Raw genomic sequence first — 23,818 nt, 5'->3', positions numbered from 1 at the left:
CGGGAATTGGTAACAAGTGAGTATGTGAGTTTATAAAACTCTGCAAAAAGTGCTCACAAGTGCCTTTGACAGAATCTTATATAGGTTTGCAATCATGTCGGTCTCACTACTACCGAGTGGGAGACTTTACCAACCAGCGGAATATTCTGTTATGGCTAATTCAGATACACAAATGAAGCGGCCATATCCGCCATTATCGTTCGTTAATGAATTCAGACCTTACATTGAATTGGTTCCCGCCACTGAAGTGCTTGAGTGGGTTAACAGTCAAATACTCAGTGACGAAGGAGAGCTACACAATCCCGACCACGGACATTTAATTGACGCTGCCATAAAAATCATGTGGGCATCATCTGCATTTGAAAAGCAGGGCCGCACTGTTCTTGGTCAAGTCGAGCAGGTGGCAATGAGAGCCGGTGGCTGGCAAAAGGCCCGGATGGAACAGCAGATGTACGAATGGTTTGGTGATGTGCCGACATTCATCATCACCCTGGCTGCTGATTATTGCGCTCAATGCTCTGACCTTGAGTTCTGCGCACTGTTAGAACATGAGCTTTATCACATCAGCCACGCAAAGGACGAATTTGGCGCACCCAAGTTCAACAAAGAAGGGCAACCAGCATTGAAACTGCGTGGCCATGACGTTGAAGAGTTTGTAGGTGTGGTTCGCAGATACGGCGCAAGCGTTGAAGTCCAAGAGATGATTGACGCAGCAAACAATAAACCCGAGATAGGTAATCTCAACATCGCGAGAGCGTGTGGGACGTGCCTGCTGAAACTGGCCTGATTAGTTACATTACGTTAGTCATGGAGGATACCAATGGCTGCACTAAAACCAGAGGTCAAAGCCTTCATAGTTCAAGCCTTGGCCTGCTATGACACACCATCGCAAGTGGTCGCGCAGGTGAAACAAGAATTCAACCTCACCTTGACTCTTCAGCAGGTTTCTTCATACGACCCGACAAAGGCCATTGCGAAGAATCTCGGGCAGAAATGGGTAGACCTTTTCAACTCTACTCGAGTTCGATTTCAAACCGAAATATCCGACATTCCAATCGCCAATCGCGCTTATCGACTTAGGGCGCTCGACCGTATGGCGACAAAGGCTGAGACCATGAAAAACTTTGCGATGACCGCCCAGCTAATGGAGCAGGCCGCGAAAGAGGTTGGCGATGCTTACAGCAACAAACATAAGTTTGAGCACGCTGGTAAAGATGGTGGGCCTATTCAGGTCGTCAACTTCACACATGCTGATTATGCAGCCGCCTCCAAAGCACTGGAGGACAAACTAGGCGGGTTGGATTGATATGGCAAAAGTTATTGAATGGGGTGACTTGTCATTTCTTGAGCGCTTGGCGCTAAAGCGAAAATCCTCCAAATCGTTTCTTAATTTTACTCGCATCTGGTTTGAACTGATGCAGGGTGATCGGCTACTGGTTAACTGGCACCACCGCTTAATGGCATCAAAGATTGATGACCTGATCGCCGGACGACTTAACCCGCGCAACCTGATAATTAACATTCCACCAGGTGGCACGAAAACAGAATTCTTCTCCATTCACTTCCCGGCTTACGTTAATGCTCTTGTTCAAGAGGGACAGTTAAACCGGTTCAGGAACTTGAATGTGTCATTCGCCGACACACTGGTTAAGCGCAACTCACGCCGTACTCGCGACATTATTGCAAGTAAGGAATATCAGGAGATATGGCCTTGCTCGTTTGGTGTTAATCAGGCTGAAGAGTGGGAAATACTTAATGAGCGTGGTCGCTCTACCGGACAGACAATATCACGTTCCAGTAATGGACAGATAACCGGTGGACGTGGTGGTTACTACGGTGAAAAGTTCTCAGGTTTAGTGATGCTTGATGACTATAACAAGCCGGTAGACATGCTCAGTGAGTCGCGAAGAAATAGCGCTAACACGTTACTGGTCAATACAATTCGGTCACGGCGTGGTGATAAGTCCAAAGACCACCCAACACCGTTTTGTTCGATACAACAGCGGCTACACACCAACGATGCAACAGGTTTTATGCTCACCGGTGGGATGGGTGTTGATTTTCATCACGTTGCAATACCTGCATTACTGAACGATCAATACATACAAGGGCTTCCGGAGCCTTGGCGTTCACTGTGCTGGGATACCGTAAAAGACACTGAATCAGTTGTTATTGGTGGTGAGTGTTATTGGTCGTACTGGCCACAAATGGAATACGTCGGTGACCTTGCGGCATTGTGGGAAAAAGACCGGTATACGTTTCTCTCTCAGTACCAGCAGAACCCAATGGCGCTAACTGGTGGCATTGTAAATATCGACTGGTTTCAAACTTACACGCGACTTCCGCCACTGCGTTATCGCGCAATTTACGTTGATACAAACAGTGGAAAGGTTGAGGACTATCTCGATTACACCGTATTCACGCTGGTTGGGGTGGGAGTTGATGGGAATCTCTACATTATTGACGTAGAGCGTGGGCGTTGGGACCCTGAAGACCTGTTGAAGAAAGCAGAGGAACTTTGGGATAAGTGGAAGTCATACGACCGCAAACGGCCCTGCCCAATAAGACACATGGGTATCGAAGATAAGCAAGCCGGGCAGGGGCTGATTACCACGCTGAAGAAACGAAAATCTATCCCGATAAAAGAAATTCCTCGTGGCGCAGGACAGAACAAGCTGGTCCGTTGCCTTAACTCTATTCCACAGATTAAAACGGGCAAAGTCTACGTGCCAGCAACTCACGATGAGACTGGGGCAGTAATCCCCTTTGTCTATTACGACGATAACACCCTCGCGGGTTCAACGGGCTGGGTGCTGACTGCAATGACTGAGTGTGCGGCGTTCTCTGCTGACGACAGTCACGACAATGACGACATCTTTGACACAATCATGGATGCAATAGAAATCGAGTTAATTTCCGGTGGCAGCATCGGCATTGATAAGTGGGTTTAACGATGAGTGAAAGTTTAGATTTTGGTAAACCCCGCATCAGGCTGACGGCTGATGGACTGGCAAACGTCATGACGGGTATGGGGACTGGTCGCGATCGGCGAATGCACAGCAATTTTGTTTACGGTGCAATGCAAGATTTTGCCGAGTTGGAAGCCGCTTATACGGAGAACTGGATCGCAAGGTCAATAATCGATACCCCAGTTGACGATGCTACTCGTGAATGGCGGTCATTTTCGTCTGATGATGCTAGCGCGTTGAGGCTTGCAGAAAATGAATTAAATGTTCAGGGAGTAACCCAGGATGCTTTTAAGTGGGCTGGGTTGTACGGCGGGGCTGGCGTTCTGATGCTCACAGACCAAAGCCTCAAGGATGAGCTTGAACTTAGTAAGATAAAGAAAGGTTCACTTAAGCGAATGCTCGTCCTCGATCGCATGTTAATCAGTGGGCAGCAATACAATGTAACAAACCCGCTTGCCGATAATTATCTACAGCCAGATTATTACTTGGTTAACGGTGGGGCGCTACAAATTCATCACAGTCACTTCATTCGCGCCCCCGGTTCAGCCTTACCGATGCGTCTAAGAATGATTAACGGGGGGTGGGATGATAGCCGCCTGCGCCGATGCATGGAGGACGTGAAGGATGCCGTATCCGCAAAAGGGGGCATAGCGTCACTGATACTTGAAGCTAATATAGACACGATCAACAGAGACAATTTAGCTAACGACTTGTCGTCTGGTGATATGGATGAGGCGATAGCTAAACGTTACAACACGTTTGGCATGATGAAATCCCTATTTCGCCTGGCACTGCTTGATGGCAGCGAGACGCTTACTCGAAATCAAATCTCATTCGGTGGCTTAGGTGATGTGTTGTCTGTGCTGATGGAGTGGACGGCGGGTGCTGCTGGTATTCCAATGACTCGCTTATTTGGTGTTCAGTCAAAGGGGATGGGAGACTCCGGGCAGGGCGATCAGAATACCCAATAACTTCATTACTCGTCATCTTGGGTCGAGCAGGGCATGTCGCAGAAATTAACGTCAACGTGGAGTAATAAATTATGGCTATGCACAAGTACGGTGCAGACGGTGCAAACCTGACTATTTTTGGTATCCCTATTGATGATTTTGGTGACACTGATCCGCCGATCACTATTGAAGATTTAGAGCCGAGAGCAGTATTAAAACGAGGTATCGGTAAAACATCTGTTCGTCTTGATAATCAGACAAGAGCGAAACGAGTCACAATAAACCTAATCCCCGGGTCTGTTCAGGCCCGTCAGATTATCGCTGTAGAGAAAACCGGTGTTGATGCCACATTTACATTCTCACAAACCGGCACCAGTGAATACTTCGCTGGCTTTGACGGCGTAATGGTGAGTCGTGGTTCGGCAACTCGCGCAGGTAGAAGTGGTGTGAGTGATGAACAATTCGTATTCGAGTTCGCTGATTCAGAGGAAACCTAAGCATGGGCCGTAAAATTGAAGTAACAGCCGGAAGCTCAGTATTCGAGGGGGCAACCTCCCCCGCTAAAGACCAGGTGGAGATGCTGCAAATCGCCGCGAAGTGTGGATTGTTACCAGCAATAAATGATGGCGTCACCGATATGGGATTACTGGCCAGTCTCGCTGGGATTGATTATTCCAGCCTGAATCGCCTGAAAGAACTGTGTCTGAAGAATGGCTGTATTGTTCGACAGGCTGACAACATACCGGTTGCTGAAAATCTGTTTCAGGACGAGGCACACAACTATCTGGTGCTGATTGGTAAAGTATTGAGGGAAAATATCGGCCCTTTTTGGCAACTCAGGAACGAGGAAGAAAACGGCAAAAAAAGCAGTCAGAACCCTCAAGAGTAGACTGGTTTCTATGGCGTCCATGCACCGGTGCGGGTGACGCCTGCCCACCTCTGGCTAAATGGTCTGATATGCTCGACGGAACCTACACAATTGAAGATGTACAAGCCATGCATGACGCGATAGACGAGTTGATTGATGTTATTGAACGGGCGCGAAGTAAATAGCATCTATATATTCTATAGCTGCTGCTGGCAGGAAGGGCAGGAAGTTGGTGAGGTATGCGGGTATTTTGCCAGCAAAAATAGCTGTCAACCCTAGTTTGTTGTTCTTTTTGCCAGCATTTTTATTGATCACTCAGGTTGCAGGTAATACACTTGTCTCAAATTATGCCAGATTAAGGTACGGAAAGTGGCCTCGCCGAAACTGAAAGTAGATGAGCGATTTAATGAACTTTCATCTAAGTGGAACGCCAATCAAAAGCTTGATGACATAAGTTTTATAATTATTAAGAATGAGTTGAGCGAGGATAAATCACTTCAAGCGGTATCTACATTGGCTTTAGCCTATGCAACATATTCAAAGTTGGATAAAGCTATTGAGCTTCTCGAGGAAAGCTTGCCACATGGTGATGCAAACTACGCAACTCTTTATTGTTCAATACTTTACCGCCAAGTAAATACTAGAAAATTGAATCGAGTTATTTATGAATTGGCAAATAACTTCGACACTAAATGGCTTACGTACCACGCGGCAGGGGTGGCGTATGCATTCGGTAAAATATCTTTGTGTAATGAGTTTTTGGATAAGCATATTCGCCTTCTCTCGAATGATGAGGGACGTGAGGCTGCTATGAAATACAAAGATGAGGTATTAAGTGACATGGCTAGCGCTTATGAAAAATCAGGTTGCACATCAGAACAATATGAATTGATAGGTTCTATTGTTGAAAAGATAAAATCCCAACATGAAGTTCCTTCTGCAAAAATTGAAGTAAGTGGAGACGGTGGTGGAAGTTATGTTGTTGATATAGATACCGATGATGTAGGCATGATTGTAAAAATGAACAAGCAATTAGCTGAAGCTATTTGCATGGATGAGCGGCTTGATAACTGCAATCTTATAGCTAGGTTCACACCTGATAGACACAAGAAGCCTGGAGTCTCTTATGTCTATAACTAGCAATGAAGTGCTCTTGTCAGCAAAAAATTGCTATTCACATGGTTGCGAAGCGGATTTTAGGAATGCAGTGTCACGTGCATATTATGCAATGTATCATGAGGCTCGTGACTCTTTAACCTGTCGCCCCAATTATGCTGGTAGCCAGCATTCTAATCTTATTGGTTACTTGAAAAATAAGTCCGAAAATAAGCTAGAGCCGCACGATACATTCAAAATGAAGTTGCTAGGTTACCAATTAGATCAACAGCGTAGAGCTAGAACCGATGCTGATTATGAGCTTGAATCATTAGATATAACTGAGGCGATAGCAAATGTTGCTATAAAAACGGCTGAGGAATTTTTTGATGAGTGGTTGGTGTTAAAGACATTGAAAGCCGTTTAATTAATCAAGCTACCTGCGTAGAACCCGCTCCGGCGGCTTTTTGCTTTCTGGCGCGTCCGTGCGCCAGTGGGGTTAATGATGAAGCGATATTTTTTTGAAATCCTCCATTTTAACAAGAGCATATCCTCTCTTTGACATTACTTCAGCAAACGCCTTGGCACTCGCTAAGTGCTCATCTTCCATTGCTTGTTGTGCTGATACGATTGTTCCGTTGCTATCGAAAGTATAAAGAACTCTACAGTTGAAATGTTGCGGTATAGCAGGAGGGTTTCCGCTGTCATCTGCTTTGCGTCCGAGGAATTCACCCTCGATTACTTTCAGAAATTCTACGGCTTCAAGAGATTCGCTGGCTGATAACTGGTTAATGTGCTCGACGTCGAAACGGTCATGAACTAGCCTCCAGATTGCCGGGTACTTCATACCTGACTTGTTGGCTATCATTTTTTCAACATACTGACGAAGTGGCGTACGCTGATCAGATGATGATTTTTTCTGCTTAGGTTGTTTTGCTGCCCCTGCCTTAGCATTGAAGTAGCAATCTTCCAGTTTTTCGAATACTTCCCATGCCTGATCTGTTTCAAGCATCTTGGCATGACGGGCAGCGCCGCGTTCTGTCCAGAGGATGAGCGCACGAACTTTTGGAGAGACTGGATTTTGTGAGTAGCTTAATGATACTCGCAAATCAGCAAGTTCCTTCCCTTCCAGTTTGAAATAGTGCTTACCACAAATGAAACGGTCGGAGTTACGCTTGTGGCTCTGACGAATTCGAATAGGTACGGTGCCATATAAATTCGCCAGCAATTCTGTGGTGATAACTGGAACACTGTTATGCGATATGCTTGGCAAGCTATCAGCAGATATTGCACGGCTTTGCGTGTTTGTTGATACAGTTTTTGCTAAAGTGGTCATGTTCGTTTCCTTAAGCGGTGCGGACAAATTAGAGGCCCTGACTGTTCAAGCAGTTGGGGCTTCGTTTATTCAGGGCATTTTATTCCGTTTCTTTCTGCATGCTCTCTCATAGCCCTAACGACTTCTTTACTAAATGATCTATCGCCTTTCTTGGCTAGGGTTTCCATTGCATCCTCTAACCATGATGGTACCCGCAGTGTTTTTACTTTCATTTCTTCACTCCTATGTAGTTGGTACGCATACATAGTATTTAGGTATGTATTGATAGTCAATAGGTACGCATCTACTCTATAGGAAATATAGAGGGGTAATCATGTCTGAAAGAGCATATAAGCACCCACAGGTTAACTTGCGACTGCCACTCAATCTTAAGGAAAGGGTGGCTGAACTAGCTGACGTTAATGGCAGATCGGCAAATGCTGAAATGGTCGCAGCAATAGAGGCATGGGTAGAAAAGAACAAAGATGTCAAACCACTAGATATGGCAAGCATTGCTGAACGGATTGCCGTATTAGAGAATGAGGTAGAAAGGCTTAAAAAAGGTGCGGATAAAAGGTAGCCATGCTGCGTGATCTAGGCGTCAACCGATGGTAGGATATTTCCACTTGTAAATTGTGTGGGGGGGTTAGTGATGTTGCTGGGATGGTTGTTTAAGAAAAAAAACAGGAGATTAGTTAAGGATAAAATACCCTCGACAATTTTAGATATTAAGCCGTTTCTGGTTGAAGAGGTGTTACGTAGTCCTGATTTTGATAATAGAGGAGAGAATGCGCTTGTTAAATTTTACACTGATGAGTGTAGGGCCAAAGATAAAAAGATGGAATTGTTTAAATTTATTCATCCTAGCGTTGATACTACAACAATAAAAAAACAGAATGCTATCATTGATGGTATATACCATAGAGCAAGAGCAAGAAGTGCCATAATTAATCGATATAATAAATTAATTTCATGTGGTGCGGAAATGTATAAAGTGTCAGTAATTATAGACCATCGATGTTGTGATTGGTGCAAGAAAAATAAAGATAAACGATATCCTATATCAGTTAATTTCCCTAGCTTATGGGAAGCCAATTGCAAATGCCACCCTCACTCGTTAACAGATTTGATAATACTAATCGAAGGTGCCGATTATTGAATGGATTGATTTTGGAATGTGGGCTTTGACAGCGTTTCAATACAGAAAAATAACACACTAATAATTATGCCAGCAGACTCAAGGAACCCGCTAAGTGCGGGTTTTTTTACGCCTATACAACGAGGTTTATATGTCAGAAACAATTGATTCCTTACTTGTTTCCCTTGGATTGGAAACCGATAAGAAAAGTTTTGATGATGCTAATTCAGCATTTAAAGGCGTAACCGATAATATGCTTCAGCTTGCAGCATCGATAACTGCTGGTTTTGGTTTTGATAAATTAACGAGACAGTTTGCCGGGTTCGTTTCTGAAATAGACCGTTTTTCTCGCCGTAATATTATTGACCCAAATAATGTCCTTCGCTGGGGATTTGCATATGAACAAATGGGTGGGAAAGTTCAGGATGCCATGGGCGCGATAGAGAAATTTAATAATCTGCGCGACAAAGCAAAGGCAGGTCAAATTGATGAAAAAGCTCTAAGGCAGGCTGGCATAAATCCTTATGACTTAATTAACATCACAAACCCACACGAAGCAATGATGTGGACATCAAAAGCCATGCAAGGCATGAATGCTGACCAGAAGAGGATGTTTGGACAAGGTATGGCGTTGACGCCTGTTGATCAAGATGTTTTATCTAATGGCCCTCAGTGGGTAAACCAGCAATTTGATGATTACAACAAGCGCGGTCAACAAATAACCCCTGAGGCTATAAAAATAGCTGATGACTACAATGACGCGCTTTTAAAGCTAACAACTAACGTAAATGGATTGGCTAGTGAATTAAGCGGCCCACTTACTGAAAGTATCACTGCATTGGTAAAGCGAGCTGATAGCTGGCTTGTTGATAATAAGCAAGGGATTGTTGAGGAGTTCAATGAGGCGATACCTTTACTAGAGTTAATGGCTAAAGGTATTGGGGCATTGGTAGCCATACGAGTTATGGAGAAAGGCGGGCGAATGTTTCTTAAATACCTACCTATAGTCGGTGCTGCTGCATATGCGGAGTATTTGTATGACGACAGAGAAAATATTGCTAATAGTGCAAAATCATCATGGGACTACAACACCCGCCATGCGAAGCGCGGTGTAGGCGATGGGTTGAAGTGGCTGGGTATCGAAAACTCTTGGGCAAACCGGAAGCAGGGTGACAGATCGCTCGACCCGCTAGCTCCAGTTGCTAGTGAGCCTGTACAGCGAGGGCAAAGCGCACATAAACCCACGGCATCAGTGCGCGACATGGAACAATATCGTAATGATCCAAATGTGTTGCATTATCTTGATGTGATAGCCAAAGCTGAAGGTACAGATAAATACCCCAATAGTGGATATAACACAAAATTTGGCGGGGGGCAGTTCTCAGACAATACCGATCATCCACGAGAATTAATGCCATTCAAACAAACAGACGGGAAGAACAACCTAACTTCGGCAGCAGGTCGCTATCAATTTACTCGGCAGACATGGGATAGCGCAGCCAATGCGCTTGGGTTAACTGACTTCTCGCCTGAAAGCCAGGACTTGGCGGCGATATACCTGATAAATCGACGTGGGCAACTTGATAACGTCGCAAACGGAGATTTCAGCTCAGCTACAGCCGGACTGGGTAACGAGTGGGCGTCGCTCCCATCATCCCGTTATGCTCAGCCCACACGCAGCCCAGAGGAGATGGAGAGCTATTATTCTCGCCGCAATACGCCTCCAGAGCCACAGCGCCATAGTGGGTCTGCTAGCGGCACCCTAACGAAGATAACACTTGCGCCCGTCATCACGATAAATGAAGCGGGTGATGCCGAAAAGACACGCTCTATTGTTGAGGAATGCCTCGGTGATGCATGTAACGAACTGGCCCTTTCAGTAAGGACAAATTCACAATGAGTATTGTCGGCATATTTACTAAAACCCGCCCAGACATCGGCGGGATTTTTTTTGACGCAATTTTGGAAGAAAGCAGCGAACTACAGACCGATGTTAGCGAATATCCGCTTGAGAACGCCAGCACGGCTAATGATAACGCGGTAACTCGCCCTATGTACCTGACCATGACCGTAAGTGTCTCAGATAACCCGATAAAAACACTGATGGCGGAGGCGGGTGAGTTATCTGGAGTGCTTGGCATTGGGGCTGGTATTACGGCGGGAATAGCCACATCTATGCTATCTGGTGGTGCGGCAGCGCTGGCGGGTCTTGGCGCATCCATTGGCCTTGGGATTGCTTCAACTGCTTCATCAAAACGCTCCGTGACTGTACTTGAGGCAATTCGTAGCAAGCAGCGGGAAAGCGCCGTTATGACTGTTGTAAGTTCAAAAGGCAGCTATACCAACATGATCATAACCAGCACTCGACAAGAAACCAATAAAGAGAATGAAGTTGGGCTTGAGCTGGTTGTTGAAATGAGACAACTGGTTATTATCAATAAAAATAGCAAAGCAGAAATTAACAACGCTAATCTCCCAGCGAATGATAGCGCAACAACTCAAGGGCAATCTATAGTTAATAGAGGAGAGGTGATAGCTCAATGAAAATTATCCCTCTAACTAATGGACTGGCTTATCAAAAATTAACAGTAACCGTAGGTGATTTTAATCTCTGGTTCTATTTGCGGTGGCTTACTCGGTACGGGTATTTTACTGTCGATATTCATGATGCAAATGGAACCCCAATAGCACTAGGTCGTGCATTGCACGTAGGTATTGATTTGCTATCAGGCATTAATACCAATATTGGGAAAATATCACTGGATGGGGAATCAGCCACAATCGCCAACTTGGGCGTTAATAATAAATTAAAATGGTATCCGCAATGAGTGGAGAATTGTTTGGTAGAAACTATAAGCTAACGATTAAATCAAGTGGAGGTGGTGAGGATTTGACATTTTCACCACCAATGCAAATAACTTTCGGCATAGAGGGTATACCAAACAATCATGATGCGCTTGGTCGAATAACCATTTATGGGGTCTCTCAAGAAACAAGAAGCCGCATATACAGGGAATATGACTCCATAACACTATCAGCAGGATACAATGATGATATTGGCGTTATATTTCATGGGCAGATAAATAACTTTGAAACCGGGCGTGATGGTGTAAATACGTACATTCGTTTTTATTGTCGCGCCCTTTTTAGAAACAGAGAGAATGCCTTTATCTCAAAATCGTGGGGAGAGAATACGCCAGTCCTAGACATGATTAGTGATACGGCTGAAACACTTGGGCTATCATTGGAAATAATTGGCGATTTTTCTGACTTACCACTGGCTATAAAGGGTAAAACACGGTGCGTTAACTCAAAAGACTTTTTAATTGAATTATCTGGAAATTATGATTTCAGTCATTACTTTGATGGGTCGAAGCTGGTCATTACTCGCCATGGCGCATCAAGATCGCACGTTATTCATGAAATATCTCAGAATAATGGTATGGAAGGAATACCGAGGTTTTATCTCCAATCTCTCGAAGTAGACGTGAAATTAAACCATCTTATAAAGCCAGCAGATGAAATTAAAATATACCGGACACATGACCAGTTTAATTTTAGCGACATGTATAACACCCCATATAGAGAGCTTATATCCAAGGGGCAGTTTACAGTATTGAGCATTTCTCATAACGGTGACTTTTATCATGATGAGTGGAAAACCACGACAAAGTCATTTTTACAGACGGGAGGGGCAGCAAGTGGCACACAGTGACTCTAAATTAAACCCCATGCTGGCGGCGATGAATGAAGTTAAGCGTTCCGCACTGTCACCCATCATGGTCTGCTTGCCCGGAAAGATAATATCTTACAACTCATCAAATCAGCGAGCACAGATCGAATGTGGTATTCAGCGAAAAATAGGTGAGTCATTTGTAACTATCCCAGTAATAACTAATGTCCCCGTTAATTTTTCTGGTTCGGGAAATTGGTCAGTATTTCATGAGTTACCAGCAGGCACCGAAGGGTTAATTCATTTTAGCCACCGCGCTATCGATACATGGATTGATCAGGGTGGCCCAGTAGCTCCGCACGAAATGAGAATGTTCGCGCCTGAAGATGCATTTTTCTCACCTGGCTACCGCTCTATGCAAACTGTCATTCCCGGATTGCCCGTTTCAGGTGTAGGGATGAGCAATAAAGACGGGAGCGTTTTATTTCACATGAACGACGGTGGAATAACGTTATCAGTGGGCGGTTCCAAACTATCTCTGACCGCTGACGGCATGATTTATAACGGCGTTAACTTCACTAGCAATTCAACAACAACACTCAATGGCTCTACTGAAGTGCAAAGCGGTGGGTTGAAAGTTGGCAGTATAGATTTTGAGAGCCACGTCCACGGCGGCGTCCAAAATGGTAATGGAAGTACTGAGAGGCCAAAATAATGATCCGTAACTTCAAAGATGGCGACATTGTTACACACGGTGATCACTTTGCAGTCGGCAAAGAATCCACCCGGCAGGCAGTTATTTGCCGACTTAAATTATTCCTCGGCGAATACTTTCTAAATATGACGGAAGGGACGCCGTGGTTTCAAAGTATTTTGGGTAAAACGTCTCTCGATATTGCCGCTGCTAACATCAAAGAGAGAATCATTACCACTCCCGGCGTAATGGGGCTGACAAGGTTTGAGTTTAACGCAGATATGCAGACGAGAAAAATAACCATTTATGCCTCGCTGATTGACATAAATAACGAACAATTCGAATTTTTGTTTGATGAGGAAATTATTTAATGGCAGAAATAACAAAACATGGGGTAATAGGAACAACGCTGAGTGAGTATCTTGACGCTATGCGCCAGCGCTATCTTGATATAGATGATGGGTGGAATATTAATCCTGAGTCTCCTGACGGACTTGCTATTGCTGCGTGGTGCGAAACACTGGCGAACATAGATGAAGCTGTCGTTAATTCATATCATTCAGCCGACCCAAACTCAGCAATTGGACAGCAACTTGACCGTATTGCCGCATTCGCAGGAATAAAGAGACAAGACGCGACACACTCGACAGCGACGGTTACTTTTAGTGGTGCAGATCTGACGCCTATCCCGAAAGGTACTCTGGTTAGAAACCGCGTAACAAACACGCTATGGGCGACGGATGTTGATACTACGATTGGCGGCACTGGAACAGTTAAGGTAAACGTAACATGCATGGATATGGGAGGGCTTGCAGCTAATAGTAACAATTTAACAATCATCGCCTCACCCGTTGGCGGGGTTACAGCAGTTACTAATGATGCTCCGGCATCAATCGGCTTAAGTGAAGAAAGTAATGATGCGTTTCGTATTCGCCGGAACGAGTCTGTTGCGCTCCCCGGATCAAATCAGATAGACAATATTTATGCATCATTAGCCAATATTGATAGCGTCAAGCAAGCTAGAATTTACGAAAATGAAGACAGTCTGACTGATGAAAATGGGGTGTTCGGCCACTCGATGGCAATATTTGTGGATGGCGGGGAGGTTGAAAGCATCTCTCTTGCTATAGCAACAAAGAAAAACCCAGGATGCGGATTAAATCGATATAACTCATTCCCAAATAAGATAGCAATAGACACCGTCACTCCGGGCGGGAATCCAATAAGTATTACTTTCTATCGGCCTGAGTTTATTACGATATATGTCAAGGTTGAAATATCAAGTAATAATAGATTTAATGACGACGAAATAAAGCAAGCAATAGTTGATTATGCGAATTATGGATTTAACGAGACAAGCGGATTTGCAAAGACGGGATTTAAAATAGGTGAGAATGTTGGAGCAGGTCGTATATTTACACCATTAAACTATATTGTATCCAATGATGGCTTTGTCAACTCTATTCTTGTTGGGAAAATACCTAATGATGTGACACATACAGTTGTTGACGTCAGATTTAACCAGTTAGGCGTTTTCTCTACGGAAAATATAGAGGTGGCTTATGTATGACCATAACAAAAAAGCATTATCTAGAGTTTACTGGCGATACAAAAACTCTCCGAATCTGATTAAGTGGATAAAGTCATTACCTGATATTGCCCAGCACTCGATTGAGGATCAGATTTATAAAATAAATGAATTGCTTGATATAGATAATGCAGAAGGTGATCAGTTAGATATCTGCGGGAGAATCGCTGGATTTCCTTACAGGCCGCTAATCAGAAGTGATTTTGTGTTTGTATTTGCATATAATGGAACAGGAGGTGCTCAGCCTTATGATGTCGCTCCATATAAACCAATAAATGAATCAGTGAGAATGGTCCCTCTATCTGATTTCATGTATCGAGTCGTTATTAAAGCAAAAATACAAAAAAATAACTCTATAGCAACCATAGATGATATTAAAGTTGCTGTTGATTATATATTAAATGTTAATTCAGTAGTGATAGATGGTCAGGATATGACCATTAAAACAATATGGGTTAATGAAAAGATACCTGCAAATATTTTAGTTTTAATTGAGCTTTTTGATTTAATTCCGCGGCCTCAAGGTGTTAACGCAAAGCTAATAAGATTTAACCATCATCCATTTGCCTATAAAGGCACATTCGACGCTCAGCCATATGGCATAGGCGCTTATATCTAATTGGAGTAAATATATGGCAAGAAATGATAGTTTCAACCAGCCGTGGGCCAACTTTCCTGCACAATTTGAACGCCCCGGCGATGGACTGATTGCCCGAGGCTGGGCGGGTGGTGCATCGGAAGATCCCCCTGAAGCCAAGTGGGAAAATTGGTGGCATAACCGAGTGGATTTAGCCTTACAAGAATTGCAAAACCTTGGGCAGTTGATTTGGTTTACCGATGCGCCCTACCAGGCAGGGGCAAGGGTCAATCATGGCGGTAATAGCTATATTGCATTGTCAGAAAATACCGGGGTAGAACCCACTGGTACATTAGATATCGGTGTGTGGCGCAAAGAGGGTGTGGGCACATATCTACAAACCATCAATAACCTCTCTGAAATTGCCGCCGCAGGCCCAAGCGCTGTACTCGCTGCTATTACAAATTTGAATTTATTAATAACAGTAAACCGAGCGAATGGCGCATTACAGACTGCCAGTAATCTTTCTGAAATTAAAGCTGCTGGCGCGGCAGCAATGACCGAAAGCTTAGCGAATATTGGTGCGCTATCGACAACAGGCACGGCTGTTGCTGCGACAAAACTGGCTACAGCACGAACGATAGCGGGTAAGCCGTTTGATGGGACGGCGAATATCTCAATAGCTGCATCCGATGTCGGAGCATTACCCCTCACTGGTGGCACGTTGTCCGGGCCGCTAACAGTCAACGGCACACATGATGCGCCATTAGGGGCCAACGGATTTAGAAGCTGCATTCTTACCCCGGCAAATGGCGGATTTACAAACCCGGCAGGCGTCGGGATTGGGCTACATTCCAATGGTTCGATTTACTTGTGGAATGACGTTTCGGGCGGTTACGCGATGTCAGTAAGCTCCACTGCCATTGGAACATCCAGGCCCTTAAATGTGGGCGGAACAGTTACACCGACGGATTATTCAAACTTTGACGCCAGATATTCTAAGTTTGCAGTCGGCCAGTCATGGACAAACGTCCTGCCTTCGCGCTCATCAGGAACGTGGTACACAAACAATACGGGAAAGCCGATTATGGTAGCTGTTACTACTGAGTATGGCCCCAACGCCGCTTTAAATTGTCAAACGGGTTCTGCTGGCACGATTGTCTCTCCGCGCGGCGGTGGCTCTGAGTACATACAACATAGCGCGACTTTTATCGTTATGCCGAATGATACGTACCGCGTTGACGCGTCCGGAAATATTGGGATTTGGAAGGAGCTGAGATAATGAAATACTACAAAGACAAGAAAAATGAAGTCTATGCGTATGAAGATGACTGCGCAGATGAGTTTATCAAAAAGGGACTGGAATCAATCACAGAAGAAGACGCTATGTTGATGACTAATCCACCGCCGACTCATGCTGAACTCATTTTATTGGCTCAGCATAAAAAGGCAGAACTTATTGCAGAGGCAGCAGAAGTCATTGATCCGATGCGTGACGCAAAAGATGGCGATTATATCGATGCAGAAGATGTTCCGCGCCTGACTGCCTGGCAAAAGTATCGCTATGCGCTGACTAAAGTTGATGTATCGAAAGCGCCTGACATCGAGTGGCCAGTAGCGCCAGAGTGATTTGGATTATCCGTTTAAAGCGGCAGGGTAGTATTGAGTAGGGGGGTGGTGGGCAGGGATGCCTATCAAGACTAGTACGGTGGATGGTTGTGCTGGATGCCTGGTGAGGCGAGACACAATTGGGACTTACATAGCCTATCATCGTGTATCAACATTTATCATCTTTTTGCATCTTGGGACGTGTGAGCGGCAGTTGATGCGGTAAGTTACTGGTTTAAATGGTAGTTCTACGCACTCTTAATCAATTGGTCGCAGGTTCGAACCCCGCACGACCCACCAACAAAATCAATCAGTTAGACCACATTGAATATATCTTGATTATATTCGCGTGCCATATTCGTGTCATTAAGATTTAATATTCCGTCTATTTGTTTCGCATGTTGAGTTAAATGAATTGGTGAAAGGTGTGCATACCTTCTCACCATTTCAATACTTTCCCATCCCCCCATTTCTTGTAATGCAGATAATGGAACTCCGGATTGAACTAACCCACTTGCCCATGTATGTCTTAAATCATGAAATCGGAAATCTTCTATTCCAGCTCTTTTTAATTCAGCCTGCCAAGCTTTATTTCCGTCAACTCTCATTTTCCTTATTTCAGCTGTTAATTTTCCGTTAGGTTTCACTGATGATGATATGTGAACAAAAAACCATCGATTACCGGCATCTTTTGTCAGCATATCTAACATCAACTCGCCTCCACTGTGCCAGCCAGTTTTTCGACCATATCCGGAAAGTAGTTTTATGCGTGGACCATCTGCCCATATTACCTAAAAATATTTTCAAACATATATCTGTCATCAGTAATATGCGATTCTGGACATAAAAATACGAATTCTACCGTTGTTTTCGCGGTGAGTTGATGTGCAGTATTGGGATAAATGCAAAATACAGAACCTTTGCTGAATTTATCTTCTTGGTGATTTTTTAAAATACCCTCTATAACATCTGCTGTCCAAATAGAACCCTCTCCCGAAAGGATGATATACCATTCTTCACCCTCAGCATGACTATGGCAGCCAACATACCTTCCTTGTTCAATTATTGTACCATAGGCCTGTAAACCCTTTTTCTTAAACATTTCTATAATTGATATACCCACCACGGGGTCTTCTTTTATTTTATTACCACCAAAATTTGAAAAAATTATCATGCCAAACATCCTTTTTATTAGCAGAGTAAAAAATGACCTGGGCAGCTGATGGTAACCGCTATTTAATAATTAAACAATCACGACTTAAATATGAAAGCAAGATGAATGATTACTTGTTTAATTAATAATTATGACACTAAAAGGTGAATTAAATGAATGAAAACTTATATGATTATCTCAATTTATTAATATATTTTTGAAAACTAAGTTCCGAGCCTTGGGGGGCAAAAAAGTGTCTACGAAACCCGGCTCTATTCATATTCGGGGTTGGCAGCCTTTATAGATTCGGTGAGTTAATATCAGCGTAAGCAACCGGGGGAGTTAACCTCCCCAATGTTAGCTATTTGATTCAGATATAGTTAATGAAGGTAATACCGATTTCTATTCGGGTTTTTTGGCTGATAGTAAGAATATCATTGGGCGTTCTTTTTCTTCATCCAATGCAGGGCAATCTGCAATTTGTTGCACTGTTGGGCCCCATTCTTCTAGATGTGTAATAATAAATCCTTTTTTTATTAACAGATTAATATAAGTTCCTAATGTTCGATGTTGCTTGATGACGCCTTCTGCCAACCAATTCGTTATGCGTTCACCTTCAGCCTGGTAACTGTTCACTGGCCATGACTTCAGTCCATCATCTGCAATTAGCCAACCTGGTTGTCTGGGTGCGGTATAAATAGGATGTTCCGCAGAAAAAATGAAGCTGCCACCAGGAACTAATGACTGATAAATCGTTGTAAGCAGAGTCGGCAGGGCTTTTATGTAGTGTAATGTGAGCGAACTATACGCTAAATGGTACATTTGCGGTGGCAGGCACAGATGTTCAAGATCTCCCTTACGGTAAATAATGTTTTGGTCAGTTGTCATCTCGTTAGCACGGTTTAACATTCTCTCGGAAACATCCAACCCTAAAACCTCTGTTGCTCCTTGTGAACGCGCATAGCGAGAGAACCAACCATAGCCACACCCCAGATCCACAACTTTACGCCCAGATAGCGGTGGTAATATTTGGCGAAGGGCTGCCCATTCCGGTGCGCCATCCAGCCCTTCGATCGAACGGCCGAGCTTGGCATAGCCTGAAAAAAAAGCCTGATTATCATAAATATTCTGTGTCATTTATTTTTCCCTTTAAGTTAACTTCTTATTGTCGAATAAAAAGCACCGGCAGTTTAACATTAAGGAGCGAATATTAAATAAGTCAGGAGTCATTTTAATGTTATTTTTCTTTATGAATATCCCTTGGTTGGGATTAGTCAAAACAGTATAAGATACACATTTGATAGTTAAAAATAATTAACATGAGTGAGCAGATAGAATTAATTCTATCATTTATCAAGAAGTAGCCTAAACTTTGTACAGCACGAGTTAACGAACTGTTGTTAACCGTTCAGGGAGGGTTGCCTTCCGCTTGGTGTTTCCCAAAGAATGATAAAGCATGAATATACTGCTAGTGCAGTTAATCATTATTCCTGATTAAGGTGCTTTATCCCTGACCCGATGCTTCTCTTGAAGGAGATAGCGATGACTCTCGTACAAATACTGATTATTCTGGTACTAACACTTTATGCATTATACCGTCAATCGGTCAGTCATGAGGTTGCGTTAGGTCCCGCTCGCTTTAAATGGGCCTGGGTTTACGGGATGGTCGGTTTGGTCGTTGGTGGTACCTATATGCCAGTGACAATGACTTCCTGGGTAGTTTTAGGGAGTGGCGTTGTATTTAGTATTGTCATTGGTGTGTTGCAAGGCCGTCTCATTGAGATTTGGCGTGAACCTGATGGACGTATTTTTTGCAAGGGAACGCCTTTGACTATGACCTTATTCCTGCTGTTGGTTGGGTCTAAATGGATTATAGGTACGCTTCAATATTTTTATAACCAGCCAACAGAGCAAGGTGGGTTTGGTGAAATCCTGATTATGATCGCAGTAATGGCTGCTTTTCAGGTTGAAATTGTTAGACGGCGCATACGGGTCTTATATCCTGATAACCCGGTTGACTCATTGCCTGAAGGGCAGTAATCATGTTTTTCTCAGCTAACAGCCCAGGATTGGCTGCTAGCTGATATAGAGTGTTCACCGGCATCCTGGCGCGATATCTGTAGTGATCAACAAAAACTGGCCACGGCTTTAGCGTTTTCCCAATACAATCACTCTGACTCATTGGGTGTTAGTCCTATTCAATTATCTGCAATATTTCCCACTATTAAAATCCTGCAACAACATACGAAAAATTATAAAAATATTTATTAAATTTAAGTGTGAATTGTCATGGCTGAAAACAATATATTAAATGTATGACCTTTTTTAGCACTCAGTCATCTGAAAATTGGATTTGATATAAATAGAATATAAGAAATAATTAATTTTGTATTTCTTTTAAAAAATGGTCGTAACTCGACTTAAAATTCACATTTAGTGAGTGAGTCCCACTATCGTTAATGCGGAAAAACTAAAATTGCTGCTTTGACGTGTAGGTGAGTTTCTGGACTGTTCTCTGTATATCAATCGAGGTTAACCGATGAAGATTATTGATAAAAATACCCGTACCTATGAAACCTTACAGAAGGGTTTTAATTTACGTTGGCCACCCAAAGTTGAGCAAGGTGCTGAGACCATTTATATCTGTACGACACCTGATGAAGTTCTTGCTGCTGCCAATACAGCGCTCGCTGCGGGAAATAGAATCACGGTACGGAGCGGGGGGCACTGTTATGAGGGCTTTGTTTCCAACAAATTATCTACAGAGAAATTGTCCATCATTGATTTAGGCGAGATGAGCGGTCTGGATTACGATGAAGACAAAGCGATAACCTCATTTTGGGATGCGAACAAAAATACATATCGCTTTAAGAGTTTGACGGGAAATCAGAACTGGAATGGCTATGTATCACTATATAAGCGATCTGGCCGGACTATTCCGGGAGGGTCATGTTATTCAGTGGGTGTGGGTGGACACATCAGTGGGGGGGGCTATGGATTACTCTCGCGGCTGCATGGGCTGACGGTGGATTGGGTGACAGGTGTTGATATTCTGGTGCCAATCGGGCACTTGCATCAGTTGGCGTTTCGACATGTGCGGGCTGACAGTGCGGCTGAGATGGACCGGGAGCTATTCATGGCTTGTTGTGGTGCTGGCGGTGGGAATTTCGGCATCATTATTGCGTATTATTTCGATGATCTTCCCAAGGCACCGCAGAAGGCCTACTGGATCCCACTGACGTATCCATGGTCAGCCCTAAAATCGACTTTCCCGGCATTTTTGAAGGCGTATTGGCAATGGTTTGCTGACAATGATGTCAATGCGACGAATACCACGGAAGGTGTCGGGAATGGGGGACTATTTACTTTACTCAAATTGAACCATATTGATGCGTCCGATAATGTCGTGCTGGCCATTCAATACACCGGCCCGAATGGTCAGGTGGGTGGCGCGAATGATATTCCGCTCAATAATTTTATCGAGAAAATGAATGCCGCGGCGGGTATGACACCGACGATATATGATGATTTTATTTTGCCGAATATTCCGCCATTTAAGCATCTGCATCCAGGCAGGAAAATAGCCAGAACTGTGGATGAGAGCACCTCAATGGATTGGTTGCATGTGACTCAAATGATTAACGGGTCAGGTAGCAATCAGCGTGGGAAATATAAGTCCGACTACCAAATCAAGCAGTTTTCAGACGAGATGTGCCGCGCTCTGCTCACTCACTTGACCACATCAACTGCGGATAAACGTTTTAATCAGTCGCTGGTGCAAATTGACTCTTATGGTGGAGCGATCAACCGCCATGGTATCGGGGCAACCGCCGTGTCCCAAAGGAACTCTCTGCTCAAAGCGCAATATCAGACTTACTGGACCAATGAAGCTGATGACGATACGCACTTAACATGGATCCGCAATATTTATGCTGCGGTTCATAATGGTAAACCTGCACCGCCTGATTTCGAGGGGTGTTATATCAATTATCCCGATGTTGACATGAAATATACCGACTCAGGTGAGGTGGATCCCAATTGGTTGAATCTGTACTACGGCTGGGATAACGCATTGATCAAGAGGCTGATTGCGCTTAAAGCGAGAATCGATCCTAACAATATTTTTCACCATGAACTGTCTATTCCATTAGTCACAGAATTGCCTACGGCCCCGGTTAATCTGCATAGTACGGGGCAGACTGCAAACAGTATCAGTCTCATGTGGGGGGCACCGATAGGGGCACCACCTGTTGCCAATTATGCGCTTTACCGTGACGGTCACGAAGTGAAGCTTCTGGATGGGAGCCAGACTTCGGCAGAAGATGTTGGCTTGCAATCGAATACTGAGTACCGCTATTTTGTTGCCGCCCGTGATGCACAGGGTCAGCTATCAGTACCCAGCAATGTACTGCCGGTTAGAACCCAAGGCACGCACCCAGAATGGGTGCTGAATGGGCGCTATTCCGTTGGTGATGTGGTCGGTCGTATTGGTAAACTCTGGCGCTGTATTCAGTCGCACACAGCTTTTGATCCATCATGGGCGCCAGGGGCGGCAGGCGGACTTACGCTATGGGTGGAGTACACTGGGCGTCGTTAACCCGACAGGAGGTGTCGGGAGGCACCTCTGTGTCAATCAGATGATAAATTACGGGTTATCGGCAACGTTATTGAGGCACTGCATGACTTGCAACCATGCAGTTTTTGACTCTTTTCCCCGTTGAGCCAGTAATTTATTCGGTAATTCAGTAAATGTACGGTAACCGAAATAGAATTGCCCAATGGCTTGATGCAGTAATAGCTCTTCCTGTTGAGAGGGATCCTTGGAGGTTACCATCAGATTTTTATCACAAATAAAAAATAATTAGCTCAATAGTATTGACCTAATTAGCTGTCCATTTTACTTTCCACCCAGGTCAAATTGGTTGGCCTCTATGGAAGGACTGCCATGAATAAGACTGTAGTGACTCAGAGTAATCGATTTTCCTCGCGGTTGCATGATCTTCACCCATCACCTATACGGGAAATACTCTCTGTTATTGAACAACCTGGGATGATCTCATTTGCTGGTGGGTTGCCTGCGGCTGAAAGTTTTCCGCACTTGCATCTCGAAGGCATGCCGCAATCAATGTTGCAATATGGTGCCAGCGAAGGGGAGAGCGCACTGCGCAAACAAATTGCGCAAAATCTCTGTGAGCGTGGTTTATCTTGTACTGAAGAGCAAGTACTGATTATTTCAGGCTCGCAACAAGGGATTGATCTGGTTGCTAAGTTATTTATTGATCAAGGAACACCGGTGGCTGTTGAGTCACCCACTTATTTAGCGGCATTACAGGTATTTCGTTTCTTTGGGGCGCAATTCGTTGCCTATGACTCGTCTCAACCTGACATTGAAAAACTTAAAACAGAAAAGCCTGCTTTTGCCTATAGTATTCCGACCTTCCAGAATCCAAGTGGTCATTGCCTTGATGCTACTCAACGGGCCGCTTTGGCGCAGGCTTGTGATGATATAAGGCTGCCACTCTTTGAGGATGACCCATATCATGACCTGGTTTATGATCCTTGTGAGCGAAAGCCTGTCTGTGCCTTACTTCAGCATGCGTCGTGGATTTATCAGGGGTCTTTTTCTAAAAGTTTATCTCCGGCACTTCGCTTGGGTTACCTTGTTGCCTCGTTAGAGTTAATTCCCTCTCTGACACAGTTAAAACAGGCGGCCGATTTGCACAGTAGCCGAATCAGTCAGTGGCTGGTGTTGCAACAGTTGGGTGATCCCAATCATGCCAAGCATATGACTGAACTGGCGGCGTATTACAAAAAACGTCGTGATGCATTTGAAATCTCACTACATCGTCATTTCGGTTCCCTTGCCTCTTGGCAAAAACCTGCTGGCGGTCTATTTTTCTGGCTAAAGCTTAATCACTGTATTGATACTCGCCAGCTTTTATCTAAAGCACTTGAAAATAATATTGCGTTTATGCCTGGCGAGTCTTTTCTCCCCTATCCCTCAACAGGATGTGGCCAGTTACGCCTTAATTTTAGCCATGCGACAGAAGAGCAGGCTGATATAGGTTTACAAAAATTGGCTAATTTAGTGAGAGAATATTCATAGCTGTATTTTGACAGCCTGAGCATAGTGGCAGAAGCCACAGGAATAGAGCGATACATGATAGGCGGGAAGCGCTTTCCCGCCATT

Annotated in this window: 28 protein-coding genes and 1 pseudogene; 23 read left to right on the top strand and 6 right to left on the bottom strand. The window is 44.2% G+C overall.

Annotated features, from left to right (window positions below; all coding sequences use genetic code 11):
• Nucleotides 1-151 precede the first annotated feature (151 nt).
• The 8 genes from AEP37_RS10255 (at nucleotide 152) to AEP37_RS10220 (ending at nucleotide 6,309) form a co-directional block, all read left to right on the top strand.
• Nucleotides 152-787, top strand: coding sequence for a putative metallopeptidase (locus AEP37_RS10255; RefSeq protein WP_072086280.1), 636 nt, complete (start codon nucleotides 152-154; stop codon nucleotides 785-787).
• A 33-nt stretch (nucleotides 788-820) separates the two neighbouring features.
• Entirely contained in the window at nucleotides 821-1,306 is a 486-nt protein-coding gene (locus AEP37_RS10250) for a DUF2280 domain-containing protein (RefSeq protein ID WP_049612984.1), read from the top strand.
• A gap of 1 nt (nucleotide 1,307) precedes the next feature.
• Nucleotides 1,308-2,951, top strand: coding sequence for a phage terminase large subunit (gene terL / locus AEP37_RS10245; protein ID WP_049612983.1), 1,644 nt, complete (start codon nucleotides 1,308-1,310; stop codon nucleotides 2,949-2,951).
• Between the two features lie 2 nt (nucleotides 2,952-2,953).
• Nucleotides 2,954-3,940, top strand: coding sequence for a phage portal protein (locus AEP37_RS10240; protein WP_049612999.1), 987 nt, complete (start codon nucleotides 2,954-2,956; stop codon nucleotides 3,938-3,940).
• A gap of 71 nt (nucleotides 3,941-4,011) precedes the next feature.
• Entirely contained in the window at nucleotides 4,012-4,416 is a 405-nt protein-coding gene (locus tag AEP37_RS10235) for a hypothetical protein (protein WP_049612981.1), read from the top strand.
• 2 nt (nucleotides 4,417-4,418) lie between these two features.
• Nucleotides 4,419-4,808, top strand: a complete 390-nt coding sequence (locus AEP37_RS10230) for a hypothetical protein (RefSeq protein WP_049612979.1) — start codon at nucleotides 4,419-4,421, stop codon at nucleotides 4,806-4,808.
• Between the two features lie 348 nt (nucleotides 4,809-5,156).
• Nucleotides 5,157-5,927, top strand: a complete 771-nt coding sequence (locus AEP37_RS10225) for a hypothetical protein (protein WP_049612978.1) — start codon at nucleotides 5,157-5,159, stop codon at nucleotides 5,925-5,927.
• Complete coding sequence (locus AEP37_RS10220) at nucleotides 5,914-6,309, top strand: HEPN domain-containing protein (protein WP_049612976.1); 396 nt, start codon at nucleotides 5,914-5,916, stop codon at nucleotides 6,307-6,309. The genes AEP37_RS10225 and AEP37_RS10220 overlap by 14 nt, the downstream gene beginning before the upstream one ends.
• Before the next feature lie 72 nt (nucleotides 6,310-6,381).
• Here AEP37_RS10220 and AEP37_RS27875 read toward each other — a convergent pair whose 3' ends face one another.
• Nucleotides 6,382-7,218: an ORF6N domain-containing protein gene (locus AEP37_RS27875; protein WP_072086279.1), complete on the bottom strand. Its 837-nt coding sequence runs from the start codon at nucleotides 7,216-7,218 to the stop codon at nucleotides 6,382-6,384.
• Between the two features lie 65 nt (nucleotides 7,219-7,283).
• Nucleotides 7,284-7,430: a hypothetical protein gene (locus AEP37_RS26525; RefSeq protein ID WP_167337937.1), complete on the bottom strand. Its 147-nt coding sequence runs from the start codon at nucleotides 7,428-7,430 to the stop codon at nucleotides 7,284-7,286.
• Nucleotides 7,431-7,531: 101 nt separating this feature from the next.
• On the opposite strand from AEP37_RS26525, the gene AEP37_RS10210 reads away from it, so the two are divergent.
• The 12 genes from AEP37_RS10210 to AEP37_RS10155 all read left to right on the top strand — a co-directional run bounded on the left by AEP37_RS10210 (nucleotide 7,532) and on the right by AEP37_RS10155 (nucleotide 16,496).
• Nucleotides 7,532-7,777 carry an Arc family DNA-binding protein gene (locus tag AEP37_RS10210; RefSeq protein ID WP_041175771.1) on the top strand — a complete coding sequence of 82 codons (246 nt, stop codon included), beginning with the start codon at nucleotides 7,532-7,534 and terminating at the stop codon, nucleotides 7,775-7,777.
• A gap of 72 nt (nucleotides 7,778-7,849) precedes the next feature.
• Nucleotides 7,850-8,356 (top strand): hypothetical protein, encoded by a 507-nt coding sequence (locus AEP37_RS10205; protein WP_049612969.1) that lies wholly within the window; start codon nucleotides 7,850-7,852, stop codon nucleotides 8,354-8,356.
• A 130-nt stretch (nucleotides 8,357-8,486) separates the two neighbouring features.
• Entirely contained in the window at nucleotides 8,487-10,235 is a 1,749-nt protein-coding gene (locus tag AEP37_RS24265; RefSeq protein WP_156168569.1) for a glycoside hydrolase family 24 protein, read from the top strand.
• Nucleotides 10,232-10,879 (top strand): phage baseplate protein, encoded by a 648-nt coding sequence (locus tag AEP37_RS10195; RefSeq protein ID WP_049612967.1) that lies wholly within the window; start codon nucleotides 10,232-10,234, stop codon nucleotides 10,877-10,879. Before AEP37_RS24265 ends, AEP37_RS10195 begins: the two co-directional genes overlap by 4 nt.
• Entirely contained in the window at nucleotides 10,876-11,163 is a 288-nt protein-coding gene (locus AEP37_RS10190) for a phage baseplate plug family protein (RefSeq protein WP_049612965.1), read from the top strand. Before AEP37_RS10195 ends, AEP37_RS10190 begins: the two co-directional genes overlap by 4 nt.
• Nucleotides 11,160-12,050, top strand: a complete 891-nt coding sequence (locus tag AEP37_RS10185; protein ID WP_049612963.1) for a phage protein — start codon at nucleotides 11,160-11,162, stop codon at nucleotides 12,048-12,050. The genes AEP37_RS10190 and AEP37_RS10185 overlap by 4 nt, the downstream gene beginning before the upstream one ends.
• Nucleotides 12,037-12,723 carry a Gp138 family membrane-puncturing spike protein gene (locus tag AEP37_RS10180; RefSeq protein WP_235801423.1) on the top strand — a complete coding sequence of 229 codons (687 nt, stop codon included), beginning with the start codon at nucleotides 12,037-12,039 and terminating at the stop codon, nucleotides 12,721-12,723. The genes AEP37_RS10185 and AEP37_RS10180 overlap by 14 nt, the downstream gene beginning before the upstream one ends.
• Nucleotides 12,723-13,073 carry a hypothetical protein gene (locus AEP37_RS10175; protein WP_049612962.1) on the top strand — a complete coding sequence of 117 codons (351 nt, stop codon included), beginning with the start codon at nucleotides 12,723-12,725 and terminating at the stop codon, nucleotides 13,071-13,073. The genes AEP37_RS10180 and AEP37_RS10175 overlap by 1 nt, the downstream gene beginning before the upstream one ends.
• Nucleotides 13,073-14,272 carry a baseplate J/gp47 family protein gene (locus AEP37_RS10170; RefSeq protein WP_049612960.1) on the top strand — a complete coding sequence of 400 codons (1,200 nt, stop codon included), beginning with the start codon at nucleotides 13,073-13,075 and terminating at the stop codon, nucleotides 14,270-14,272. The genes AEP37_RS10175 and AEP37_RS10170 overlap by 1 nt, the downstream gene beginning before the upstream one ends.
• Nucleotides 14,265-14,909: a DUF2612 domain-containing protein gene (locus AEP37_RS10165; RefSeq protein WP_049612958.1), complete on the top strand. Its 645-nt coding sequence runs from the start codon at nucleotides 14,265-14,267 to the stop codon at nucleotides 14,907-14,909. Before AEP37_RS10170 ends, AEP37_RS10165 begins: the two co-directional genes overlap by 8 nt.
• Nucleotides 14,910-14,922: 13 nt before the next feature.
• Nucleotides 14,923-16,149, top strand: coding sequence for a hypothetical protein (locus AEP37_RS27235; RefSeq protein ID WP_244880779.1), 1,227 nt, complete (start codon nucleotides 14,923-14,925; stop codon nucleotides 16,147-16,149).
• Nucleotides 16,149-16,496: a tail fiber assembly protein gene (locus tag AEP37_RS10155; RefSeq protein WP_053101954.1), complete on the top strand. Its 348-nt coding sequence runs from the start codon at nucleotides 16,149-16,151 to the stop codon at nucleotides 16,494-16,496. Before AEP37_RS27235 ends, AEP37_RS10155 begins: the two co-directional genes overlap by 1 nt.
• Nucleotides 16,497-16,789: 293 nt before the next feature.
• Here AEP37_RS10155 and AEP37_RS10150 read toward each other — a convergent pair.
• The 3 genes and pseudogenes from AEP37_RS10150 to AEP37_RS10140 form a co-directional block, all read right to left on the bottom strand.
• Nucleotides 16,790-17,176 (bottom strand): annotated as a pseudogene (locus AEP37_RS10150) (tyrosine-type recombinase/integrase); the annotation flags it as partial.
• An 86-nt stretch (nucleotides 17,177-17,262) separates the two neighbouring features.
• Nucleotides 17,263-17,649 (bottom strand): cupin domain-containing protein, encoded by a 387-nt coding sequence (locus AEP37_RS10145; RefSeq protein WP_049612954.1) that lies wholly within the window; start codon nucleotides 17,647-17,649, stop codon nucleotides 17,263-17,265.
• Between the two features lie 381 nt (nucleotides 17,650-18,030).
• Nucleotides 18,031-18,765, bottom strand: coding sequence for a class I SAM-dependent methyltransferase (locus AEP37_RS10140; RefSeq protein ID WP_049612952.1), 735 nt, complete (start codon nucleotides 18,763-18,765; stop codon nucleotides 18,031-18,033).
• 405 nt (nucleotides 18,766-19,170) lie between these two features.
• Here AEP37_RS10140 and AEP37_RS10135 point away from each other — a divergent pair, with 405 nt between their 5' ends.
• On the top strand, nucleotides 19,171-19,668 hold the full coding sequence (locus AEP37_RS10135) for a hypothetical protein (protein WP_049612950.1): 498 nt from the start codon (nucleotides 19,171-19,173) through the stop codon (nucleotides 19,666-19,668).
• Between the two features lie 499 nt (nucleotides 19,669-20,167).
• Nucleotides 20,168-22,225, top strand: coding sequence for an FAD-binding protein (locus tag AEP37_RS10130; RefSeq protein ID WP_049612949.1), 2,058 nt, complete (start codon nucleotides 20,168-20,170; stop codon nucleotides 22,223-22,225).
• A gap of 48 nt (nucleotides 22,226-22,273) precedes the next feature.
• Here the strand turns inward: AEP37_RS10130 and AEP37_RS10125 are convergent, their stop codons facing one another.
• Nucleotides 22,274-22,462, bottom strand: a complete 189-nt coding sequence (locus AEP37_RS10125) for a hypothetical protein (RefSeq protein ID WP_049612947.1) — start codon at nucleotides 22,460-22,462, stop codon at nucleotides 22,274-22,276.
• Nucleotides 22,463-22,678: 216 nt separating this feature from the next.
• Between AEP37_RS10125 and AEP37_RS10120 the strand changes: the two genes are divergently transcribed.
• Nucleotides 22,679-23,734 (top strand): aminotransferase-like domain-containing protein, encoded by a 1,056-nt coding sequence (locus tag AEP37_RS10120; protein ID WP_408068326.1) that lies wholly within the window; start codon nucleotides 22,679-22,681, stop codon nucleotides 23,732-23,734.
• The last annotated feature ends 84 nt before the right edge of the window (nucleotides 23,735-23,818 follow it).

Source organism: Yersinia pekkanenii (assembly GCF_001152565.1).
GTDB lineage: Bacteria > Pseudomonadota > Gammaproteobacteria > Enterobacterales > Enterobacteriaceae > Yersinia > Yersinia pekkanenii.
This window is presented reverse-complemented; position numbering and strand designations above follow the sequence as displayed.

Coding starts and splice junctions, on each gene's coding strand:
- AEP37_RS10230 (WP_049612979.1), top strand. CDS start 4,419: ATGGGCCGTAAAATTGAAGTAACAGCCGGAAGCTCAGTATTCGAGGGG.
- AEP37_RS10235 (WP_049612981.1), top strand. CDS start 4,012: ATGGCTATGCACAAGTACGGTGCAGACGGTGCAAACCTGACTATTTTT.
- AEP37_RS10170 (WP_049612960.1), top strand. CDS start 13,073: ATGGCAGAAATAACAAAACATGGGGTAATAGGAACAACGCTGAGTGAG.
- AEP37_RS10195 (WP_049612967.1), top strand. CDS start 10,232: ATGAGTATTGTCGGCATATTTACTAAAACCCGCCCAGACATCGGCGGG.
- AEP37_RS10255 (WP_072086280.1), top strand. CDS start 152: ATGGCTAATTCAGATACACAAATGAAGCGGCCATATCCGCCATTATCG.
- AEP37_RS10185 (WP_049612963.1), top strand. CDS start 11,160: ATGAGTGGAGAATTGTTTGGTAGAAACTATAAGCTAACGATTAAATCA.
- AEP37_RS10120 (WP_408068326.1), top strand. CDS start 22,679: ATGATCTCATTTGCTGGTGGGTTGCCTGCGGCTGAAAGTTTTCCGCAC.
- AEP37_RS10220 (WP_049612976.1), top strand. CDS start 5,914: ATGTCTATAACTAGCAATGAAGTGCTCTTGTCAGCAAAAAATTGCTAT.
- AEP37_RS27235 (WP_244880779.1), top strand. CDS start 14,923: ATGGCAAGAAATGATAGTTTCAACCAGCCGTGGGCCAACTTTCCTGCA.
- AEP37_RS10205 (WP_049612969.1), top strand. CDS start 7,850: ATGTTGCTGGGATGGTTGTTTAAGAAAAAAAACAGGAGATTAGTTAAG.
- AEP37_RS27875 (WP_072086279.1), bottom strand. CDS start 7,218: ATGACCACTTTAGCAAAAACTGTATCAACAAACACGCAAAGCCGTGCA.
- terL (WP_049612983.1), top strand. CDS start 1,308: ATGGCAAAAGTTATTGAATGGGGTGACTTGTCATTTCTTGAGCGCTTG.
- AEP37_RS26525 (WP_167337937.1), bottom strand. CDS start 7,430: ATGAAAGTAAAAACACTGCGGGTACCATCATGGTTAGAGGATGCAATG.
- AEP37_RS10240 (WP_049612999.1), top strand. CDS start 2,954: ATGAGTGAAAGTTTAGATTTTGGTAAACCCCGCATCAGGCTGACGGCT.
- AEP37_RS24265 (WP_156168569.1), top strand. CDS start 8,487: ATGTCAGAAACAATTGATTCCTTACTTGTTTCCCTTGGATTGGAAACC.
- AEP37_RS10130 (WP_049612949.1), top strand. CDS start 20,168: ATGAAGATTATTGATAAAAATACCCGTACCTATGAAACCTTACAGAAG.
- AEP37_RS10155 (WP_053101954.1), top strand. CDS start 16,149: ATGAAATACTACAAAGACAAGAAAAATGAAGTCTATGCGTATGAAGAT.
- AEP37_RS10250 (WP_049612984.1), top strand. CDS start 821: ATGGCTGCACTAAAACCAGAGGTCAAAGCCTTCATAGTTCAAGCCTTG.
- AEP37_RS10210 (WP_041175771.1), top strand. CDS start 7,532: ATGTCTGAAAGAGCATATAAGCACCCACAGGTTAACTTGCGACTGCCA.
- AEP37_RS10125 (WP_049612947.1), bottom strand. CDS start 22,462: ATGGTAACCTCCAAGGATCCCTCTCAACAGGAAGAGCTATTACTGCAT.
- AEP37_RS10175 (WP_049612962.1), top strand. CDS start 12,723: ATGATCCGTAACTTCAAAGATGGCGACATTGTTACACACGGTGATCAC.
- AEP37_RS10135 (WP_049612950.1), top strand. CDS start 19,171: ATGACTCTCGTACAAATACTGATTATTCTGGTACTAACACTTTATGCA.
- AEP37_RS10190 (WP_049612965.1), top strand. CDS start 10,876: ATGAAAATTATCCCTCTAACTAATGGACTGGCTTATCAAAAATTAACA.
- AEP37_RS10145 (WP_049612954.1), bottom strand. CDS start 17,649: ATGATAATTTTTTCAAATTTTGGTGGTAATAAAATAAAAGAAGACCCC.
- AEP37_RS10165 (WP_049612958.1), top strand. CDS start 14,265: ATGTATGACCATAACAAAAAAGCATTATCTAGAGTTTACTGGCGATAC.
- AEP37_RS10140 (WP_049612952.1), bottom strand. CDS start 18,765: ATGACACAGAATATTTATGATAATCAGGCTTTTTTTTCAGGCTATGCC.